A 17187-nucleotide genomic window follows, 5' to 3' on the forward strand; every position below is an offset into this window, starting at 1 on the left:
AATCAATGCTTCATGAATATGTGCGTCCGGACGGTTTGGTTAGTCCGGGCAAGCATGTTCATGAGCAACTAAATATATGCCGAAGCGATACCCTGGCGTTCATTCATACACTCATCTGACCCCGTCTCGAACTCGCGGCAGATCAATGGCCGCCGGTCATAGATCGTGCACAGCATGCTGTCGCGATCCAGCGCCGCACACCAGCCGTCGTCCAGACGCAGCATCACTTCGCCGCCCCAGTCATCGACATCGATAAAGCGTTCGGGCACTCCGGTGTCGGTGATCAGCATCACTTCGAGCTGGCAGCAGCACGCCGCACAGGTCGAGCAGGTGACGGCAGGCTCTGTGGCAACGGGCAAAAGGGGGATGAGGGTCGTGGTCATAGCGGCGCAGTGTAGGGCATGATGGCTCAGCCGTGGTGACGATCGAATGACTGTGCCGACGGGGTGTTGCGCAAGTACCGGGCCAGCCAGTGCAACGCTGGAAATACGCAGGCCCAGATCAGCCCCAGCAGGATCAGGCTCGGCCACAGCCCCAGCGGCAACTGCACCCCTGCCAGGCGGGCGCCGGCAAAATAAGACAGCGGGCCGCCGATGGCGCCGAACAGACTCGCCCGCCACCAGGGCATGGCACTCCAGGCCAGGCAATGATTGAGGGTGATCGCCAGCAAAGCCCACATCAGCATCAGCCAGAGTGGAATCAGTGGCCCGCCGGGCGGAAATTGAAAGACGTCGAGCATGGTCAGGCTGCTGTCGAGCAGGGTACCGAGAGCGGTGACCCAGATCAGCAGCTTGCCTTCCCTTGCCCACGAGCCGACCCACAACAGGTGCAGCAACACGATGGCCCCGGCCAGCAACAGCCAGTAGCTGTCGCCGCCCAAGGCACAGGTGAACCAACCCGCCTGGAACAAGGCGGCGTTGACCAGCACCGGCTGTCTACGCATCAAAGCGCCCTAGCAGCGGTTGCGGCACGGCAGCCGGTTTGGCCAGCAATAGCTGCGCGGTGCCGATGGTGCGTTCCAGAAACCCGCCTTCGCAGTAGCACAGATAGAACTCCCACAGACGCAGGAAGTAGTCGTCATAGCCCAGCTCGGTCAGCGAGCCGTGGGCGCGGCGGAAGTTGTCGTGCCACAGGCGCAGGGTGCGAGCGTAGTGCAGGCCGAAGTCTTCCATGTGCAGCAGGTTCATGTCGGTGTCGCGGCCAACGATTTCCAGCATCTTCTGCACCGAAGGCAAGGCGCCGCCGGGGAAGATATAGCGCTGGATGAAATCGACACTGCGCCGTGCCTGTTCATAGCGCTGCTCGCGAATGGTGATGGCCTGCAACAGCATCAGACCGTCGCTCTTGAGCAGGCGGGCGCATTGCTGGAAGTAGGTGGGCAGGAACTGATGGCCCACGGCTTCGATCATTTCGATGGACACCAGCTTGTCGTACTGGCCCTGCAGGTCGCGGTAATCCTCCAGCAACAGGGTGACCCGATCAGTCAGGCCCAGGGTTTCCAGGCGTTGGGCGGTGTAGGCGAATTGTTCCTTGGACAGGGTGGTAGTGGTCACCCGGCAGCCATAGTGCTGCGCCGCGTAGATCGCCATGCTGCCCCAACCGGTGCCGATTTCCAGTAGATGGTCATTGTGGGTCAGGGCCAGCTTCTGGCAGATCCGCTCCAGCTTGTTCAGCTGGGCCTGTTCCAGGGTGTCGTCCTTGCCCTGGAACTGGGCGGCGGAGTACATCATGGTCGGGTCGAGGAACTGCTCGAACAGGTCGTTGCCCAGGTCGTAGTGCGCCGAAATGTTCTTCTGCGAACCCTTGCGGGTATTGCGATTGAGCCAGTGCAGGGCCTGGATGAAGGGGCGACCCAGGCGGGCCAGGCCACCTTCCAGGGCATCCAGCACATCCAGATTGCTGACGAACACACGCACCACCGCCGTTAGGTCTGGCGAGGTCCAGTAGCCATGAATGAAGGCTTCCCCCGCGCCAATCGAGCCGTTGCCCGCGACCATGCCCCACAGCGCCGGGTCAACAATGGTGATTTCACCCTGCACCGGCGCACCGGCCTGGCCGAAGACATGCCGCTCCCCGCCTTCATTGATCACCAATAATCCACTGCGCAGGTTGGCCAGTTGGCGCAGGACCCCACGCCGCAGGAGGTTGGCAGTGAGGCCGTTGGCGCTCAGGCTGCTCGAAAAACTGCTGCTAGGGTTTTTCATGGCGTCGATCCTTGGGTTGCATGTGCGCAATACGAAAGGCGCCGTCGGCGGCCTGATGGGAAAAAATCGGTATGCGCTTGAGCAGCAGGCGCAGGGCCTGCCAGTAGATGGCCAAGGCGGTCTTGGCGGTCATCCACGGGTAGGCGAACAGATAGCGGTGCAGCGTGGCGCGAGTCAGCGGCTGGCGTTCGAGATTGAGCGTTGCATCGAACATCTTCAGCTCGCCCTGCCAGTCGGCCATGTGCACGCCCAGACGCGCGGCCGGCTGGCTGAAACTCATGCGGTATTCCAGGTCCCGGGGCAGGAACGGCGAGACATGAAAAGCCTTGGCCACCGCGAAGTGTTGATGACCGTCGCCGTTGGCGGGCAATACGTAGTGGTAGCGCTCGCGCCACGGCGTATTGGTGACTTCGCAAAGCACAGCAGCCAGTTCGCCATCGGCGTTAAAGCAGTAGAAGAAACTCACCGGATTGAACGACAGACCCCAGCTGCGCACTTGGGTCAGCAGACAGACCTTGCCCTGTGGCGTATGGCCCAGAGCCGTCGCGATTCGTCCGCGCACGGCATCGAGCAGGCTCACGCCGCCCTTGGTCAGCTCGGGCAGATAGTCGCTTTCGCGAAAGGAAAACGGCGCAAAACGGCGGCTGCCAGCCAGGGGCGACAGGTCGAGCACGCGCTCCCGTTCGCTCAGATCCAGGTACAGCATGCCGATGCGGTAGGTGAACTGATGGGCCCTGGGCGAGAACCGCCGATGGCTGATCCAGCCATGGTACAGGGCGCTGTTCACAGGTATTCCCCGAAGGCACTGGCGACGCGCAAGGCGCTGACGACGCCATCTTCATGAAAGCCGTTGGCCCAGTAGGCACCGCAAAAATAGCTGTGCTTTACACCGTGCAGCTCTTCCCAGCGTGCCTGTGCGGCAACGGCGGCCAGGCTGTATTGCGGATGGGCGTAGCGGTAACGGGCGAGAATCTTCTGCGGGTCGATGGCGGCCGTCTGGTTCAGGCTGACGCAGAAGGTGGTATCGCTGGCGATGCCCTGCAGGATGTTCATGTCGTAGGTCACGGCGGCCAGTTGTTGGCCGTTGCCGCCCAGGCGGTAGTTCCAGCTGGCCCAGGCCAACGGGCGTTTGGGCAGCAGGCGGGTGTCGGTGTGCAGGACGACGTCGTTGTCGGCGTAGGGCAGGGCGCCGAGAATCTCCCGCTCGGTCGTCGACGGCTCGGCGAGCATCGCCAGGGCCTGGTCGCTGTGACAGGCGAATACCACTTTGTCGAAGCGCTCACTGCCGTGGGCGCTATGGATCAGCACGCCAGCGGCATCGCGCTCGACCCGTTGAACCGGGCAGTTGAGGCGGATGTGCTGGGCGAACGAGCGGGTCAGAGGTTCGATATAGCGACTGGAACCACCGCTGATGACCTGCCATTGCGGCCGATGATTGACCGACAGCAGGCCGTGATTTTTGAAGAAACGCACGAAGAATTGCAGAGGGAAACCGAGCATGTCGGCCAGGGACATGGACCAGATCGCCGCACCCATGGGCACGATGTAGTGCTCGATGAAGCGCCTGCCGTAGCCTCCGCTTTCCAGGTATTGGCCCAAGGTCGTATCGTCGGCGATACGGCGGTTTTGCAGGTCGTCGATGGCTTCACGGTTGAAGCGCATGATGTCGCGCAGCATGCCCCAGAAACGCGGCGACAGCAGGTTGCTGCGCTGAGCGAACAGGCTGTTGAGGTTATTGCCGTTGTACTCGGTGCCGGTCGCCGGATCGCTCACCGAAAAGCTCATCTCGGTGGCTTTGAAATCGACCTTCAACTGGTTGAGCAGGCGGATGAAGTTGGGGTACGTCCAGTCGTTGAACACGATGAAGCCGGTATCGATCGAGTAAGGCCGATCGGCCACCGCCACGTCAACGGTATGGGTATGACCGCCCACCCAGTCGGCCGCCTCGAACACTGTGATGTCGTGCTTGCGCGCCAGCAGATAGGCGGTGGTCAGGCCGGCAATACCACTGCCGATGATGGCGACCTTCATTGCGCGTCCTTGTGGGTGTGTTCGTGACGCACCATGCGTTTGCCCAGGGCCAGTTGCAGGCGCAGCGGCAGCAGGGCCAACAGACGCATGGCCATGATAAACGGGCCGGGAAAGGCGATTTCCAGCGGACGACGCTGGCGTTGAATGCGCGAGGCGATATAGCGCGCAGCCCTGAGTGCCGGCCAGCGCATGGGCATGGCGAAATCGTTCTGTTCGGTCAGGGGCGTGTCGACGAAGCCGGGGGTGACCACGGTGACGTCGATGCCTTCTTCGGCGATATCGATGCGCAGCGAGTCGAATAGGTAACGCAAGCCCGCTTTCGAGGCGCCATAGGCTTCGGAGCGGGGCAGCGGCAGGAGAGTGACCGCACTGACCACGCCGACCAGATGTGGACGATGACCCAGGCGCAGCAGGGGCAAGGCTTCCTGTATGCAGTAGCTGGTGGCGATCAGGTTGGTGCGTACCACACGCTCGACCATGGCGGCATCGAACTGCCGGGCGTCGATGTATTCACAGGTGCCAGCATTGAGGATCGCCATGTCCAGCGCGCCCCAGACGGCGGCAATGCGATCGCAGATTGCGCAGATTTGCGCGGCGTCGTTGATATCGCCTGCGGCGACCATGACCTGCTTGGGAAAGCGTTTGTACAGGGCCTCCAGCGGCGCAACCTTGCGCGCGGTGACGGCGACGTGATGACCGGCAAGCAGCAGCTCTTCGGCCAGGGCCAGGCCGATGCCACTGCTGGCACCGGTCAGCCAGATACGCAGATGATCGGGATGGCTCATGACAATCTCCTTTTCAACCAACCGATGGCCTGCCCCATCACTGGCAGGTGTTCGTAGAGCAAGGCCCCGGCATCGAAGTAGTCGCGGTGCCGATAGACCTTGTCGTGCCACGCCAGGTGCGAGCAGCCCTGGACGTGGAGGATGCGGCCCTTGTTCAGGCGCGGATGGGCGTAATGCATGGTCCAGCGCAGATAGCCTTCGCCTTCGCGGACCTGATCGAAACCGTGAAAATCGAAACGCAGCTCGCTGACCTGGCTATACAGCTGGGCGAAATAGCGGCGCAGCGCCGCAAGGCCATGGACCTCGTGGAGCGGATCGGTGAAGCGCACGTCGTCGCTGTACAGCTCACCGAGGCGGTCCAGATGGTCCTTGTCCAGGGCGGCGAAGCCTTGGGCGAAACGCTGCAGAAAGTCACTCATAAGCGGGCTCGAGGGCCGATTGGCGACCGGGCAACGCCTTGAATGCAGCCAGGGCGCGGGCGCGGCTGGCACCCAGGTCGACAATGGGCGCCGGGTAGCCGTTGGGGGCGAACAAGCCGCCCGCAGCGTTCGGGTTGTGCACTTCTTTTTTGTTCAAATCGGCCAGTTCAGGCAGCCAGTGCTTGATGAAACGTCCGTCCGGGTCGAACTTCTGCGACTGCGCCAGCGGATTGAAGATGCGGAAATACGGTGCCGAATCCGTCCCGGTAGACGAACTCCACTGCCAGCCGCCGTTATTGGCTGCCAGGTCGCCATCAATCAGGTGGCGCATGAAAAAGCGCTCGCCTTCGCGCCAGTCCAGCAACAGGTTCTTGGTCACGAACATGGCGACGACCATGCGCAGCCGGTTATGCATCCAGCCGGTGTCGAGCAGCTGGCGCATGGCCGCGTCGATGATCGGCAGGCCCGTGCGGGCCTCTTGCCAGGCGGCGAGATCCTCGGAAGACTTGCGCCACTTCAAGTCCTCGGTTTCCGGGCGGAAAGCGCGATGGCGCGAGACACGTGGGTAGCCGACCAGAATGTGTTTGTAGAACTCGCGCCAGAGCAGCTCGTTGATCCAGGTCACGCTGCCGGTGTTGCCGGTTTCGAACTCGCCGTTGTTGCTGCTCAAGGCCGCATGCAGGCACTGGCGCGGCGACAGCACGCCGCTGGCCAGGTAGGGCGATAGCTGGCTGGTGCCGGGTTTGGCCGGGAAGTCGCGTTGCAGTTGATAGTCCTGAATGCGCTCATCGCTGAAACGCTCCAGACGCTGCCGAGCTTCTTCTTCCCCCGCTGGCCAGAGTGCTTGCAGGCTGGCCGACGGAGTGGCAAAGCCTTCGACCCGGGTCGGTGGCACATCGCTCTTGATCGACAGCGGCGCCTGCGCCTTGGGTGTGCGTACCGGCCGGGGCATGCTTTCGTAGAGACGCGAATAGCAGACCTTGCGGAACTGGCTGAAGACCTGGAAGTAACTGTCGTTGCGGGTCAGTACGCTGCCAGGCTGGAACAGCAGTTGGTCCAGATAGTGATGAAAGCCAACGCCGGCATTTTCCAGTGCGCGGGCCACTGCCTGATCACGACGGGTTTCGTTGATGCCGTACTCATCGTTGGCATGCACGGCTTCGATGCGGTGCTCACGGCACACTTGCAGCAACACTTCGGGCGCCAGGTCCCAGGTATCGGCATGACGGATCAGCAAGGGGATGTTCAGTGCGCCCAGACCTTTCTCCAGCGTCACCAGGTTGCGCAGCCAGAAATCCACCTTGCTGGCGGCGTCATCGTGTTGCAGCCATTGGCCGGGGCTGAGCAGATACAGGGCCACGGTCGGCCCGCGTTCCATGGCCGCAGTCAGGGCTGTGTTGTCGTGAGTGCGCAGGTCGCTGCGTAGCCAGAGCAATTGCATATTCAGTCCTTAGCTTTCAAATAAGGCCGAGCCGCTGGAGAGCGGACTGGGCGGTCAAGGGGTCTTCGGCGAGCGTCAAACCCTCGATCTCGTTAGCTGATACGGATAAGTCGGCCGAATGGATGCAGACCGTTGGTCCGGCCAGCAATCGCGGGCAGGAAATCGTGGCCAGTAGCCTGGGGAGCTGAGCCAGATTTACCGGCTTGCTCGAATACAGCAGGACCCCGCGCGCCTTCAGGCGTTCGACGGCCATGGCCAGCTCGCCCACGGCCAGGGGCCAGTCGAAGACTTCCACCGGGCAGTCGGCCGAGCTGACCAGCCAGGCGGTGAGCCACAGGTGCGGCTCCATGGCCAGGTCGGAGTGGTTGACCAGCAGCAGGGGCGCGCCGCTGATCTGGCGATTGTTGTGATAGATCCGCGCGCCGAGCTTGCTGCGCAGCCAGGAATAGAAGAACACCTGCTCCAGTTGCGCGCCGAGTTGACCCTGCCAGCGTTGTTCCAGCTCGCTGAGCAGTGGCTGAAGCAATTGTTCGCAGAGGGTACGCGGTGGATACAGCGACATGGCCTGGTTGAAGATATTGTCCAGATGCCGTTCGGCCAGGTCATGAATGGCGGCCATCAGGTTCTGACGCATGGCTTGCCAGTCGTTGCCGGGGACCGCACTGACCGGCTGGCGGCTGTCGAGCAGATGCTTGACCTGGCTGACCGGCACGCCGCGATTGAGCCAGGTGAGGATGTTCAGCACGCGCTGCACATGCTCTTGCGAGTACAGGCGATGCCCCTTGGGCGTGCGGTGCGGCACGATCAGGCCATAGCGTCGTTCCCAGGCCCGCAGGGTGACGGCGTTGACGCCGGTCTGCCGGGCAATTTCACGGATTGGCAACCAGTCGGGCTGCACACCTTCGAGAGCGCTGTCGGGTAATTCATTCATGATTTAGATCGCATTGCGCAAGCTGAGGTTTTCCGGGTGCGGCTGCATGTAAACCTGGAGCGCGACGTACGGATCGGGGTGTTGGCGAAAGTGATGCTTGAGCAGGGTCAGGGGCACGATGAGGGGCACGATGCCCTGGTGGTACTGGCTGATCAGTTGCTGGAGTTCCTGCTTGTCGGCGCTGCTCAAGGTCTGTTTGAGATAGCCGCTCAGGTGTTGCAGGACATTGGTATGGGTGCCACGGGTGGCGCATTTTTTCAGTGCCGCCATCAGCTCGCTGAAATAGCGCGGGGCCAGTTCGTCGACATCATCGTGCTTGCCCATGCTGCCCAACAGGCCGCCGAGCACCTTGTATTGCAGCGGGTTACTGGCCATCAATTGGTATTTATAGCGGGCGTGGAACTCGGTCAGGCTGCGGCGGCTGATGCCCGTTGCGCACAGCGCCTGCCAGGCGGCGTAGGCAAAAACCCGGGTGATGAAGTTCTCGCGCAAGACCGGGTCATTGAGCCGGCCGTCCTCTTCCACCGGCAGGTTGGGGTGGCGGGCGCAGAACGCCTTGGCGTAGATCCCCGTACCGCCGCCATCCACCGGCGCGCCGTTTTCCCGGTAGACCTTGACCCGTTCCAGCCCACACGACGGCGATTTCTGCATGAAGATGTAACCGCAGATGTCGCTGAGCTCGACGGCCATCTGTTCGCCGTAGGCGGCCAGTTCCTTCGTAACATTCAGATCGCTGCTGACCGTGCCCACCGCCTGCGGCTGCTCGGCATCGCCGACCAGGCGGATGGTCTCACGCGGGATGCCCAGGCCGATGGCAACTTCCGGGCAGGCGGTAACGAATTCAAAGTATTCGCTCAGTACCTGGGTACACAGCTGGGATTGTTTGTGCCCGCCGTTATAGCGCACCTCGGCGCCCATGAGGCAGGCACTGATACCGAGCTTTGGCTTGTTGACGACGGGCACGAACATGGCAGCCTCTGGACAATACTTGTACGCAGGACTTCCCATGTACAACTTCTGTTTATCATAGGGCTGAAGTTGTACAAGTCAAATTTTATGTATAGGTATTTACGCGTGCAGAAAGAATTGTGGGAGCGAATTCATTCGCGAAGAGGCAGGTACACCCGACGCATCTGCAGTGATTGGAATACTGCTTTCGCGGATAAATCCGCTCCCACAAGGGCTGTAAGCGATGAGGTTATTGCCAGCCCATCCGCCAACAGCCGGTATCCTGCAAGGTCTGCCATGGCAGGCGTTCGCTGCGGTGGGTGAGCACGGCCTGGAGTTCGATCTCCAGTACCGTGCCTTCTTCGTCGCGGAACAGTTCGGTGACCAGGAAATGTTTTTCCCGGTTGCGCGGCTGTGCTGCCGTCCATTTGGACAGCAGCAATTTGCGCGGATTGATTTGATTCATTGCAAATGCTCGAGCAGGCGTCGCGCCGCTTCCTGGCCGCTGAGCCAGGCGCCTTCGACCCGGCCTGACAGGCACCAGTCGCCACAGACATAAATGCCCAGGTCGGCGTCGGACAACGCGCCCCACTCGTGGGCGCCAGCCGGGCGGGCGTAAAGCCAGCGGTGGGCCAGGCTGAATGCCGGGGCAGGCATGGCGCAGCCGATCAGCTCGGCGAAGGCGCCATGCAGGTGCTCGATCACCTCTTCCCGGGACATGTCCAGATGCTCGCGGCTCCACTGGCTGGTGGCGTGCAGCACCCAGGTGTCGACGCTTTCATTGCGCTCCGGCTTGCTGCGGTTGCGCGCCAGCCAGTCGATCGGGCTGTCCCGGACGAAGCAACCTTCCAGCGGTGTTTGCAGCGGGGTGTCGAAGGCCAGGGCGACGGCCCAGGTCGGCTCCATCTTCACGCCAGAGACCACGCCGGCCAGCTTGGGGGCTGCTGCCAGCAGCGTGGTGGCCTGAGGTGCGGGCGTGGCAACCACGACATGACTGAAAGGACCATGGCTTTTGCCTTCACTGTCGATCAGGTGCCAGTGTTCTTCGCCGCGAAAGACTTCGCTGATACGGCAGGAGAAGGTCACCGGCAGATCGCCAAGCATGGCGCGGGTAATGGCGCTCATGCGCGGCTTGCCGACCCAGCGCACCTGCTCGTCGGGCGACGGGCTGAGCTGGCCGTTATGGGCGTTATAGAGTTGCGGCGCCCACTCGGCGACGAAGCCGTTGGCCCGCCACTGGTTGACGACATTGACGAAACGGCGGTCGCGGGCGGTGAAGTATTGCGCGCCCAAGTCCAGCGCGCCGGCTTCGCTGCGCTTGCTCGACATGCGCCCGCCGCTGCCGCGGCTCTTGTCAAAAAGATGAACGGCATGCCCGGCAGCGTGCAGCGCCTGGGCAGCGGAGAGTCCGGCGATGCCGGTACCGATGATTGCGATAGGTACAGTCATAGGGGCCTCGTTACCTTGTCTGCACAGAGTACGCCGTAGTTAAAACCTGTACAAATCTGTTTTTTGGTATAAGTTGTCGCGTATTCAAAAAGCACAGAATCCTGGCTTTGGGCTCGTACGGCGCGAGCGCTATTCTGATCCTTGGGTGCAAGCGGTCAACTCTGCGAACGGATAGTCAACCGTCGATGTCTTTGTGCCAGGGCTCGGGGTCGTTGATGATCGGCTGCATTTTGCGCTCATCAGCGCTACCTTGAAAAATAGACTACCGAAGTGCCATGAACGCCACGCAAGGACACCTGCCATGCATATATTGCTGACCGGCGGTACGGGATTGATAGGACGCGAACTGTGTCGTCACTGGCACGCCCAAGGGCATCAACTGACCGTGTTGAGCCGTAGCCCCCATGAGGTCGCCGCGTTGTGCGGGCCACAGGTGCTCGGTGTCGCGCGACTGGAAGACATCGGCGAACAACCGGTGGATGCCGTGATCAACCTGGCGGGCGCACCGGTGGCTGCCCGGCCCTGGACGAGCAAGCGCAAAACCTTTGTCTGGGACAGCCGCATCGGCCTGACCGAGCGTCTGCTGGCCTGGTTGCAGGCGCGCGAGCAAAAGCCTCAAGTGCTGATCTCAGGTTCCGCGGTGGGCTATTACGGCGACTGCGGCGAGCGGGAAATCGATGAGCAATCCCTACCGGTCATCCCGGACTACGCCAGTCAGTTATGCGGCGCTTGGGAAGAAACCGCCCTGCGTGCCGAAACCATGGGTATCCGCGTGATTTGCCTGCGCACAGGCCTGGTGATGTCGTCCAAGGGCGGCTTTCTGCAACAGATGCTGGCGCCGTTCAAGGTCGGCCTGGGCGCACGCCTGGGCAATGGTCGGCAGTGGATGCCATGGATTCATATCGCCGATCAAATCGCGGCGATTGATTTTCTGTTAAACCTGCCGGATGCCCGAGGTCCGTATAATGTCTGCGCGCCATCACCGGTGCGCAATCAGGTGTTTACCAAGACCCTGGCCAAGGTGTTGCGCCGCCCGACCTTCATGATCATGCCGGCGGCGGTGTTGAAAGTGTTGCTGGGTGAGATGTCGGTGCTGTTGCTGGGTGGCCAGCGCGCACGACCGGCACGCCTGCAGGCGGCGGGCTTTACCTTTCGTTATCTCGATTTGACTGCGGCCTTGAGTGATGTGACAGGCCGCCACTGAAATAGGACGTTGCATGACCGATCACGCGCTGTTGCTGGTCAACCTGGGTTCGCCGGCTTCTACCAACGTGGCCGATGTGCGCCGCTATCTCAATCAGTTTCTGATGGACCCTTATGTCATCGACCTGCCATGGCCGGTGCGGCGTCTGCTGGTTTCGCTGATCCTGGTCAAGCGGCCGGAGCAGTCGGCCCACGCCTATGCGTCGATCTGGTGGGATGAGGGCTCGCCGCTGGTTGTGCTCAGCCAGCGCTTGCAGGAGCAGATGCGCAAGCAGTGGAGCCACGGCCCGGTAGAACTGGCGATGCGCTACGGCGAGCCGTCCATTGCATCCGTGCTGACCCGCCTGGCTGCCCAGGGCATCAAGAAAGTCACCCTGGCGCCGCTCTATCCGCAGTTCGCCGACAGCACCGTGACCACTGTGGTTGAAGAAGCCAAGCGGGTGGTCAAGGCCCAGGGTCTGAACATGCAGTTCTCGCTGTTGCAGCCGTTCTACGATCAACCCGAATACCTCGACGCCCTGGTAGAGAGCGCCCGCGCTCATCTGCAGCAACCCCACGACCATTTGCTGTTGAGTTTCCATGGTCTGCCGGAGCGCCATCTGCATAAGCTCGACCCTACGGGTCAGCATTGTTTCAAGGGCAGCGACTGCTGCCAGAACGCGCCTGCCGAAGTGCTCGCCACCTGCTACCGCGCGCAGTGCCTGCGCTCGGCGGCGCATTTTGCTGAGCGTCTGGGTCTGGCTGACGGCACCTGGTCGGTGTCGTTCCAGTCGCGGCTTGGGCGGGCCAAGTGGATCGAACCCTACACCGAGGCACGTCTGGAAGAGTTGGCCCGCCAGGGCGTAAAGAAGATTCTGGTGATGTGCCCGGCGTTCGTCGCCGACTGCATCGAGACGCTGGAAGAAATCGGCGACCGTGGCGCCGAAACCTTCCGCGAGGCCGGGGGCGAGGAGTTGGTGCTGATTCCATGCCTCAACGACGACCCGAACTGGGCGGCGGCGTTGAACCGGATGTGTGAGAGGGCGCCGGTGATGCTGTGAAAACCGTTCGTTGGGCGCCAATTGTGTAAGCGAGCTATTGAAGCAAATTGTGGGAGCGAATTCATTCGCGAAAGCGGCATTCCGGGCGATGAATATCTATCGGATGTATCGGCCTCTTCGCGAATGAATTCGCTCCCACAGTATTGGCCCTCACAAAATGCGTTCCAGCAGAAGGTCATTGACCTCTTGCTGCTTCGCTATCAATCCTTCTGCTTGGTCCCGAAAATCTTGTCCCCGGCATCGCCCAGGCCCGGCATGATGTAGCCCTGTTCGTTGAGGCGATCATCGATGGAAGCGGTGTAGATCATCACGTCCGGGTGTGCCTTCTCCACGGTGGCGATGCCTTCCGGGGCGGCGACCAGGACCATGGCGCGAATTTCCTTGCAACCGGCTTTCTTCAGCAGGTCGATGGCCGAGACCATGGAGTTGCCGGTGGCCAGCATCGGGTCGATGATCATCGCCAGGCGCTCGTTGATCTCGGGCACCAGTTTTTCCAGGTAGGTGTGGGCCTGCAGGGTTTCTTCGTTGCGGGCCAGGCCCACGGCGCTGACCTTGGCGCCCGGAATCAGGCTGAGTACGCCGTCGAGCATGCCGATACCGGCGCGCAGGATCGGCACTACAGTGATCTTCTTGCCGGCGATCTTCTCGACCTGCACGGTCCCGGCCCAGCCCTGGATTTCGTAGCTTTCCAGGGGCAGATCGGCGGTGGCTTCATACGTCAGCAGGGCACCGACCTCTTGCGCCAATTCACGAAAATTCTTGGTGCTGATATCGGCACGGCGCATGAGGCCGAGCTTGTGGCGGATCAGCGGGTGGCGGATCTCACGGATGGGCATAGGAAAAGCTCCGGCGTCAGGCAAAAAACGGCCTAGATTAATCTATTCGCTTGTTACTGTCTTACTACAGATAGGGCGAAGTCTTACTGCAAGGAAGGCTGTGTACCACTTCTGAAGCAACGTTAGTCCATAATTACTTGCCCTGGCCCGAGCGGATGCGTACCTTTGCCCGCTTTTCTTACACTGCCCCCTCTGGAGAGCCTCATGTCTGCCGATCTCGAGCATATCCGTCAAATCATGCGCGAGGCTGACTGCCTGTATAACGAAGCCGAAGTCGAAGCGGCCATTGCCCGTGTCGGCGCTCAGATCAATGCCGAACTGGCCGAACGCAACCCGGTGGTGTTCTGTGTGATGAACGGCGGCCTGATTTTCGCTGGCAAGCTGCTGACTCATCTGAACTTCCCCCTGGAAGCGTCCTACCTGCACGCCACCCGCTATCGTAATGAAACCAGCGGCGGCGAGCTGTTCTGGAAGGCCAAGCCGGAAGTGTCGTTCATCGACCGCGACGTGCTGATCATCGATGACATTCTCGACGAAGGGCACACCCTGGGCGCGATCATCGACTTCTGCCGCCATGCCGGTGCCCGCGCCGTGCACACCGCCGTGCTGATCGACAAGGACCATGACCGCAAGGCGCGTCCGGATCTGAAAGCCGATTTCGTCGGCCTACCGTGCATCGACCGCTACATCTTCGGTTACGGCATGGACTACAAGGGCTACTGGCGCAACGCGGCGGGTATCTACGCCGTCAAGGGCCTCTAAGTCCCCCGACATCCCGTGCTAAAGTGCCAGCCACTTTTCACGGGATGCCGACATGAAGTCATTGCTTTGTCGCCGTACCGCAGCCCTCTTGCTGTTGTGCAGCCTGCCTCTGGTTACACCTGCCTTTGCCGAACCCATGCACGCGCAATACCTGCCGCCCGATGACCTGGCGGTCCGGGAAGGCGAGCCCGAGCAACAGCAACTGTTGCAGATCACCGAGTATTCGGTGGTAGTGGGCAGCCAGCGGCAATCCAATCAGCAGCCGATTCCGGTCACGTCGCCCCTGGTGCTGCGCCTCAAAGGCAAGCCGATGAACAAGGGCGCGACCATCAGCGAGGTGCTGATCCACTTCGATGGCGAAAGCAAAAGCCTGAAAAAGCCCACCTTTGATCCGGCGACCCGCGTCCTGACCCTCTATTATCCGCCCACGCAATACCGGGTGTTGGTGGATCTGCTGCGCAACGAGAAGGTCTATTGCCAGTTCCTCAGCTACGCCAATGGCCATGTCTGGGCCGATATCCATACCACGGGCTTACGTGCGCGTTGAGCCGCAGGACAGGCCGGGGGTAAACTGCCCGGCCGTGAAGGTGTCTGCGACCAGTTGGAGTCTGCAATGCGTAAAGATAAGAAGCAGTTGATTGGGGACGAGATCGGCGACGCGCAGATCAAATTGTTCCTCGATTTCGAGCCGGTCGATGCCACATCGCCGTCGCTGCACAAGTTGATCAAGGCCTACCGTGGCCTGCGTGTCGGTGATTTCGAGCGTTTCCTGGTGTTCTTCAAGGAAGCCGGTTTCGATCTGGACGGCACTGACGAGCAGGGCAATACCTTCGTTGCCTTGATCAAGGATCAGCGCAACGCCGAGGAGTACATCGAGTTGATCGATAAGGCGCGCGGCTGATAATCCGGTGCTATAAAAAAACGCCCCGCCTGTTACCAGTCGGGGCGTTTTTATGACGTTGAGTCAAAAGCAACGCAGCTATTTGAATCAGTGCAAGAACCGTGGGACCGGCTTTAGCCGGGAAGGCGCCTTCTCGGCTAAAGCCGGTCCCACAGAGTTACGCGTCAGGCGATGTTTTCCGTCGCAGGGTTTTTCTCGACCAGTTCCAGCAGCTCGTTGTTCTCGGTGTTGATGCGGTTGTACAGCTGCGCATCGGTTTCCAGGATCTTTTCCCGAGCCGGGAAGATCTCGTTGAGCTTGGCAGCCCATTCACCGCGAGCCTTCTCAGGGAAGCAGCGTTCGATCAGTTCCAGCATGATCGACACGGTCACTGAAGCACCCGGCGAAGCGCCGAGCAGGGCGGCGAGGCTGCCGTCCTTGGCCGAAACCAGCTCGGTGCCGAACTGCAGCACGCCGCCTTTCTTCGCGTCTTTCTTGATGATCTGCACGCGTTGGCCGGCCACTTCCAGGCGCCAGTCTTCGGCCTTGGCCTCCGGGTAGAAGCGGCGCAGGGATTCCAGACGCTGTTCCATGGACTGCATCACTTCGCTGACCAGGTATTTGGTCAGGTCCATGTTGTCCCGGGCCACAGCCAGCATCGGGCCGATGTTCGCGGCGCGTACCGACAGCGGCAGGTCGAGGAACGAGCCGTGCTTGAGGAACTTGGTGGTAAAGCCGGCGTATGGCCCGAACAGCAGGGATTTCTTGCCGTCGACCACGCGGGTGTCCAGGTGCGGCACGGACATCGGTGGCGAACCCACGGCAGCCTGGCTGTAGACCTTGGCCTGATGGCGCTTGACCACTTCCGGGTTATCGCAACGCAGCCACTGGCCGCTGACCGGGAAGCCGCCGAAGCCCTTGCTCTCTTCGATACCGGACATCTGCAGCAGCGGTAGGGCCGCGCCACCGGCGCCGAGGAAGACGAACTTGGCGTCGATTTCGCGCGTGCCGCCGCTGTTGACGTCCTTGATGCTGACGCTCCAGCCGTCGCCTTTACGGCTCAGGCCGGTCACGCGCTTGCTGTACTTGACCTGGGCATCCGGGGTGCTGGCCAGGTGCTTGAGCAACTGATTGGTCAGGTTGCCGAAGTTGACATCGGTGCCGTGCTCCACACGAGTGGCGGCCAGCGCCTGATTCGGGTCGCGGCCCGGCATCATCAGCGGCATCCACTCAGCCATCTTGCTCTTGTCTTCGGTGTACTCCATCGAAGAAAAGGCGTGATGCTTGTGCAGGGCTTCGAAGCGCGCCTTGAGGAAGGCCACGCCTTTGTCGCCCTCGACGTAGCTCAGGTGCGGCACCGGGCTGATGAAGGACTTCGACGAGCCGAAGGTGCTCTTGCGGGTCAGGTACGCCCAGAACTGTTTCGACACTTCGAACTGGGTATTGATGTGGATCGCTTTCTTGATGTCGATGGAACCGTCGGCGGCCTGGGGCGTGTAGTTCAGCTCACACAGCCCGGCATGCCCGGTCCCGGCGTTGTTCCACGGGTTGGAACTCTCCGCCGCACCCGAATCCATCAGCTCAACGACTTCCAGCTTGAGGCTGGGGTCGAGCTCTTTGAGCAGCACCGCGAGGGTAGCACTCATGATGCCGGCCCCGACCAGTACCACGTCGACTGCTTCGTTATGCGCCATTAACGTGTCTCCAAAATCTGCAACCCAATTGACGGCAAGCGATCCCTAGGTCAGTGGCCGGGGAGGGCGGGGCGTTGTTCATAGTGGGCCCCAGGTGCACCCTGGCCAGGATCAGCATGTCCGATTCTTCGCAATTCTTTGCATCGCCACCGCAGGCCGCTACCAGGCTCGAACAGGCATTAAATCAGGTCGGCATGAACGCATTTTTCCGACCCGCAAGCCATTCGACCATGGTCAAGGCATCCGGTTGTGCAATCCATCTCGTTACCGTTTCAGGCCTCGCTGATGGAGACTGCGCAGTGAGCAATCCTCAAGGTGGTTGGTTCTGATGTTAATGGTGCTTTGACACACGCATACCTATTCATTGCTTGCCACACTCTTGTGAAGTTGTGAAAACCCGTTTTTTCACGCTCTTTTGGAAACGTGAACCTCAAACCTCAAAAAGGGCTGCGCGATGGCAGCTCTGGCAGCTCAGTGTTCAGTCTGGTGTGAGGGCGGCAGGTGGGAAAAGGTTCGAAGAAATTCGAGCGATCGCACACCGAACAGCGACTACACCGGCCTGGA

General features: G+C 61.2%; 20 protein-coding genes. 6 read left to right on the plus strand and 14 right to left on the minus strand.

Going from position 1 to position 17187, the window contains the following annotated elements:
• Positions 1-68 precede the first annotated feature (68 nt).
• From M2401_RS25040 to M2401_RS25095, 12 genes are all read right to left on the minus strand, one after another.
• Positions 69-383 carry a YkgJ family cysteine cluster protein gene (locus tag M2401_RS25040; RefSeq protein ID WP_259107115.1) on the minus strand — a complete coding sequence of 105 codons (315 nt, stop codon included), beginning with the start codon at positions 381-383 and terminating at the stop codon, positions 69-71.
• 26 nt (positions 384-409) lie between these two features.
• On the minus strand, positions 410-943 hold the full coding sequence (locus M2401_RS25045) for a DUF2878 domain-containing protein (protein ID WP_259107118.1): 534 nt from the start codon (positions 941-943) through the stop codon (positions 410-412).
• A complete protein-coding gene (locus tag M2401_RS25050; RefSeq protein WP_259107120.1) occupies positions 936-2204 on the minus strand; it encodes a cyclopropane-fatty-acyl-phospholipid synthase family protein in 1269 nt (422 codons plus the stop codon). Before M2401_RS25050 ends, M2401_RS25045 begins: the two co-directional genes overlap by 8 nt.
• Entirely contained in the window at positions 2191-2991 is an 801-nt protein-coding gene (locus M2401_RS25055) for a DUF1365 domain-containing protein (protein WP_259107122.1), read from the minus strand. The genes M2401_RS25050 and M2401_RS25055 overlap by 14 nt, the downstream gene beginning before the upstream one ends.
• Positions 2988-4235 (minus strand): NAD(P)/FAD-dependent oxidoreductase, encoded by a 1248-nt coding sequence (locus M2401_RS25060; protein WP_259107125.1) that lies wholly within the window; start codon positions 4233-4235, stop codon positions 2988-2990. The genes M2401_RS25055 and M2401_RS25060 overlap by 4 nt, the downstream gene beginning before the upstream one ends.
• The gene (locus tag M2401_RS25065; RefSeq protein ID WP_259107128.1) at positions 4232-5020 is read right to left on the minus strand and encodes an SDR family oxidoreductase; all 789 of its coding nucleotides are present in this window, start codon (positions 5018-5020) and stop codon (positions 4232-4234) included. The genes M2401_RS25060 and M2401_RS25065 overlap by 4 nt, the downstream gene beginning before the upstream one ends.
• Entirely contained in the window at positions 5017-5439 is a 423-nt protein-coding gene (locus M2401_RS25070; protein WP_259107130.1) for a nuclear transport factor 2 family protein, read from the minus strand. Before M2401_RS25070 ends, M2401_RS25065 begins: the two co-directional genes overlap by 4 nt.
• Positions 5432-6880, minus strand: coding sequence for a deoxyribodipyrimidine photo-lyase (phrB, locus tag M2401_RS25075; protein ID WP_259107133.1), 1449 nt, complete (start codon positions 6878-6880; stop codon positions 5432-5434). The genes M2401_RS25070 and phrB overlap by 8 nt, the downstream gene beginning before the upstream one ends.
• A gap of 16 nt (positions 6881-6896) precedes the next feature.
• Positions 6897-7811: a MerR family transcriptional regulator gene (locus tag M2401_RS25080; protein WP_259107146.1), complete on the minus strand. Its 915-nt coding sequence runs from the start codon at positions 7809-7811 to the stop codon at positions 6897-6899.
• Between the two features lie 3 nt (positions 7812-7814).
• Positions 7815-8774, minus strand: a complete 960-nt coding sequence (locus tag M2401_RS25085) for a DUF523 and DUF1722 domain-containing protein (protein WP_259107474.1) — start codon at positions 8772-8774, stop codon at positions 7815-7817.
• Between the two features lie 235 nt (positions 8775-9009).
• Positions 9010-9225: a TIGR02450 family Trp-rich protein gene (locus M2401_RS25090; RefSeq protein ID WP_259107148.1), complete on the minus strand. Its 216-nt coding sequence runs from the start codon at positions 9223-9225 to the stop codon at positions 9010-9012.
• On the minus strand, positions 9222-10208 hold the full coding sequence (locus tag M2401_RS25095; RefSeq protein WP_259107150.1) for an NAD(P)/FAD-dependent oxidoreductase: 987 nt from the start codon (positions 10206-10208) through the stop codon (positions 9222-9224). Before M2401_RS25095 ends, M2401_RS25090 begins: the two co-directional genes overlap by 4 nt.
• Positions 10209-10509: 301 nt before the next feature.
• On the opposite strand from M2401_RS25095, the gene M2401_RS25100 reads away from it, so the two are divergent.
• Positions 10510-11412 carry a TIGR01777 family oxidoreductase gene (locus tag M2401_RS25100; protein WP_259107152.1) on the plus strand — a complete coding sequence of 301 codons (903 nt, stop codon included), beginning with the start codon at positions 10510-10512 and terminating at the stop codon, positions 11410-11412.
• 13 nt (positions 11413-11425) lie between these two features.
• Complete coding sequence (hemH, locus tag M2401_RS25105) at positions 11426-12451, plus strand: ferrochelatase (RefSeq protein WP_259107154.1); 1026 nt, start codon at positions 11426-11428, stop codon at positions 12449-12451.
• Between the two features lie 200 nt (positions 12452-12651).
• On the opposite strand, the gene upp is transcribed toward hemH, so the two are convergent.
• Positions 12652-13287, minus strand: coding sequence for a uracil phosphoribosyltransferase (upp, locus tag M2401_RS25110; RefSeq protein WP_259107155.1), 636 nt, complete (start codon positions 13285-13287; stop codon positions 12652-12654).
• A gap of 204 nt (positions 13288-13491) precedes the next feature.
• Between upp and M2401_RS25115 the strand changes: the two genes are divergently transcribed.
• The 3 genes from M2401_RS25115 (at position 13492) to M2401_RS25125 (ending at position 14950) form a co-directional block, all read left to right on the plus strand.
• A complete protein-coding gene (locus M2401_RS25115; protein ID WP_259107157.1) occupies positions 13492-14049 on the plus strand; it encodes a hypoxanthine-guanine phosphoribosyltransferase in 558 nt (185 codons plus the stop codon).
• Positions 14050-14101: 52 nt separating this feature from the next.
• Entirely contained in the window at positions 14102-14596 is a 495-nt protein-coding gene (locus M2401_RS25120; protein WP_259107159.1) for a hypothetical protein, read from the plus strand.
• Positions 14597-14662: 66 nt separating this feature from the next.
• Complete coding sequence (locus M2401_RS25125) at positions 14663-14950, plus strand: PA4642 family protein (RefSeq protein WP_259107161.1); 288 nt, start codon at positions 14663-14665, stop codon at positions 14948-14950.
• 164 nt (positions 14951-15114) lie between these two features.
• On the opposite strand, the gene mqo is transcribed toward M2401_RS25125, so the two are convergent.
• Positions 15115-16623 carry a malate dehydrogenase (quinone) gene (gene mqo / locus M2401_RS25130; RefSeq protein WP_259107165.1) on the minus strand — a complete coding sequence of 503 codons (1509 nt, stop codon included), beginning with the start codon at positions 16621-16623 and terminating at the stop codon, positions 15115-15117.
• A 116-nt stretch (positions 16624-16739) separates the two neighbouring features.
• Here mqo and M2401_RS25135 point away from each other — a divergent pair, with 116 nt between their 5' ends.
• Positions 16740-16952: a hypothetical protein gene (locus tag M2401_RS25135; RefSeq protein WP_259107167.1), complete on the plus strand. Its 213-nt coding sequence runs from the start codon at positions 16740-16742 to the stop codon at positions 16950-16952.
• The last annotated feature ends 235 nt before the right edge of the window (positions 16953-17187 follow it).

This window comes from Pseudomonas sp. JUb42 (assembly GCF_024807945.1).
GTDB lineage: Bacteria > Pseudomonadota > Gammaproteobacteria > Pseudomonadales > Pseudomonadaceae > Aquipseudomonas.

Bases quoted from the DNA above. Each gene is read 5' to 3' on its own strand.
- M2401_RS25095 (WP_259107150.1), bottom strand. From the start codon at position 10,208: ATGACTGTACCTATCGCAATCATCGGTACCGGCATCGCCGGACTCTCC.
- M2401_RS25090 (WP_259107148.1), bottom strand. From the start codon at position 9,225: ATGAATCAAATCAATCCGCGCAAATTGCTGCTGTCCAAATGGACGGCA.
- M2401_RS25120 (WP_259107159.1), top strand. From the start codon at position 14,102: ATGAAGTCATTGCTTTGTCGCCGTACCGCAGCCCTCTTGCTGTTGTGC.
- M2401_RS25125 (WP_259107161.1), top strand. From the start codon at position 14,663: ATGCGTAAAGATAAGAAGCAGTTGATTGGGGACGAGATCGGCGACGCG.
- mqo (WP_259107165.1), bottom strand. From the start codon at position 16,623: ATGGCGCATAACGAAGCAGTCGACGTGGTACTGGTCGGGGCCGGCATC.
- phrB (WP_259107133.1), bottom strand. From the start codon at position 6,880: ATGCAATTGCTCTGGCTACGCAGCGACCTGCGCACTCACGACAACACA.
- M2401_RS25070 (WP_259107130.1), bottom strand. From the start codon at position 5,439: ATGAGTGACTTTCTGCAGCGTTTCGCCCAAGGCTTCGCCGCCCTGGAC.
- upp (WP_259107155.1), bottom strand. From the start codon at position 13,287: ATGCCCATCCGTGAGATCCGCCACCCGCTGATCCGCCACAAGCTCGGC.
- M2401_RS25045 (WP_259107118.1), bottom strand. From the start codon at position 943: ATGCGTAGACAGCCGGTGCTGGTCAACGCCGCCTTGTTCCAGGCGGGT.
- M2401_RS25065 (WP_259107128.1), bottom strand. From the start codon at position 5,020: ATGAGCCATCCCGATCATCTGCGTATCTGGCTGACCGGTGCCAGCAGT.
- M2401_RS25100 (WP_259107152.1), top strand. From the start codon at position 10,510: ATGCATATATTGCTGACCGGCGGTACGGGATTGATAGGACGCGAACTG.
- M2401_RS25060 (WP_259107125.1), bottom strand. From the start codon at position 4,235: ATGAAGGTCGCCATCATCGGCAGTGGTATTGCCGGCCTGACCACCGCC.
- M2401_RS25135 (WP_259107167.1), top strand. From the start codon at position 16,740: ATGTCCGATTCTTCGCAATTCTTTGCATCGCCACCGCAGGCCGCTACC.
- M2401_RS25040 (WP_259107115.1), bottom strand. From the start codon at position 383: ATGACCACGACCCTCATCCCCCTTTTGCCCGTTGCCACAGAGCCTGCC.
- M2401_RS25050 (WP_259107120.1), bottom strand. From the start codon at position 2,204: ATGAAAAACCCTAGCAGCAGTTTTTCGAGCAGCCTGAGCGCCAACGGC.
- hemH (WP_259107154.1), top strand. From the start codon at position 11,426: ATGACCGATCACGCGCTGTTGCTGGTCAACCTGGGTTCGCCGGCTTCT.
- M2401_RS25115 (WP_259107157.1), top strand. From the start codon at position 13,492: ATGTCTGCCGATCTCGAGCATATCCGTCAAATCATGCGCGAGGCTGAC.
- M2401_RS25080 (WP_259107146.1), bottom strand. From the start codon at position 7,811: ATGAATGAATTACCCGACAGCGCTCTCGAAGGTGTGCAGCCCGACTGG.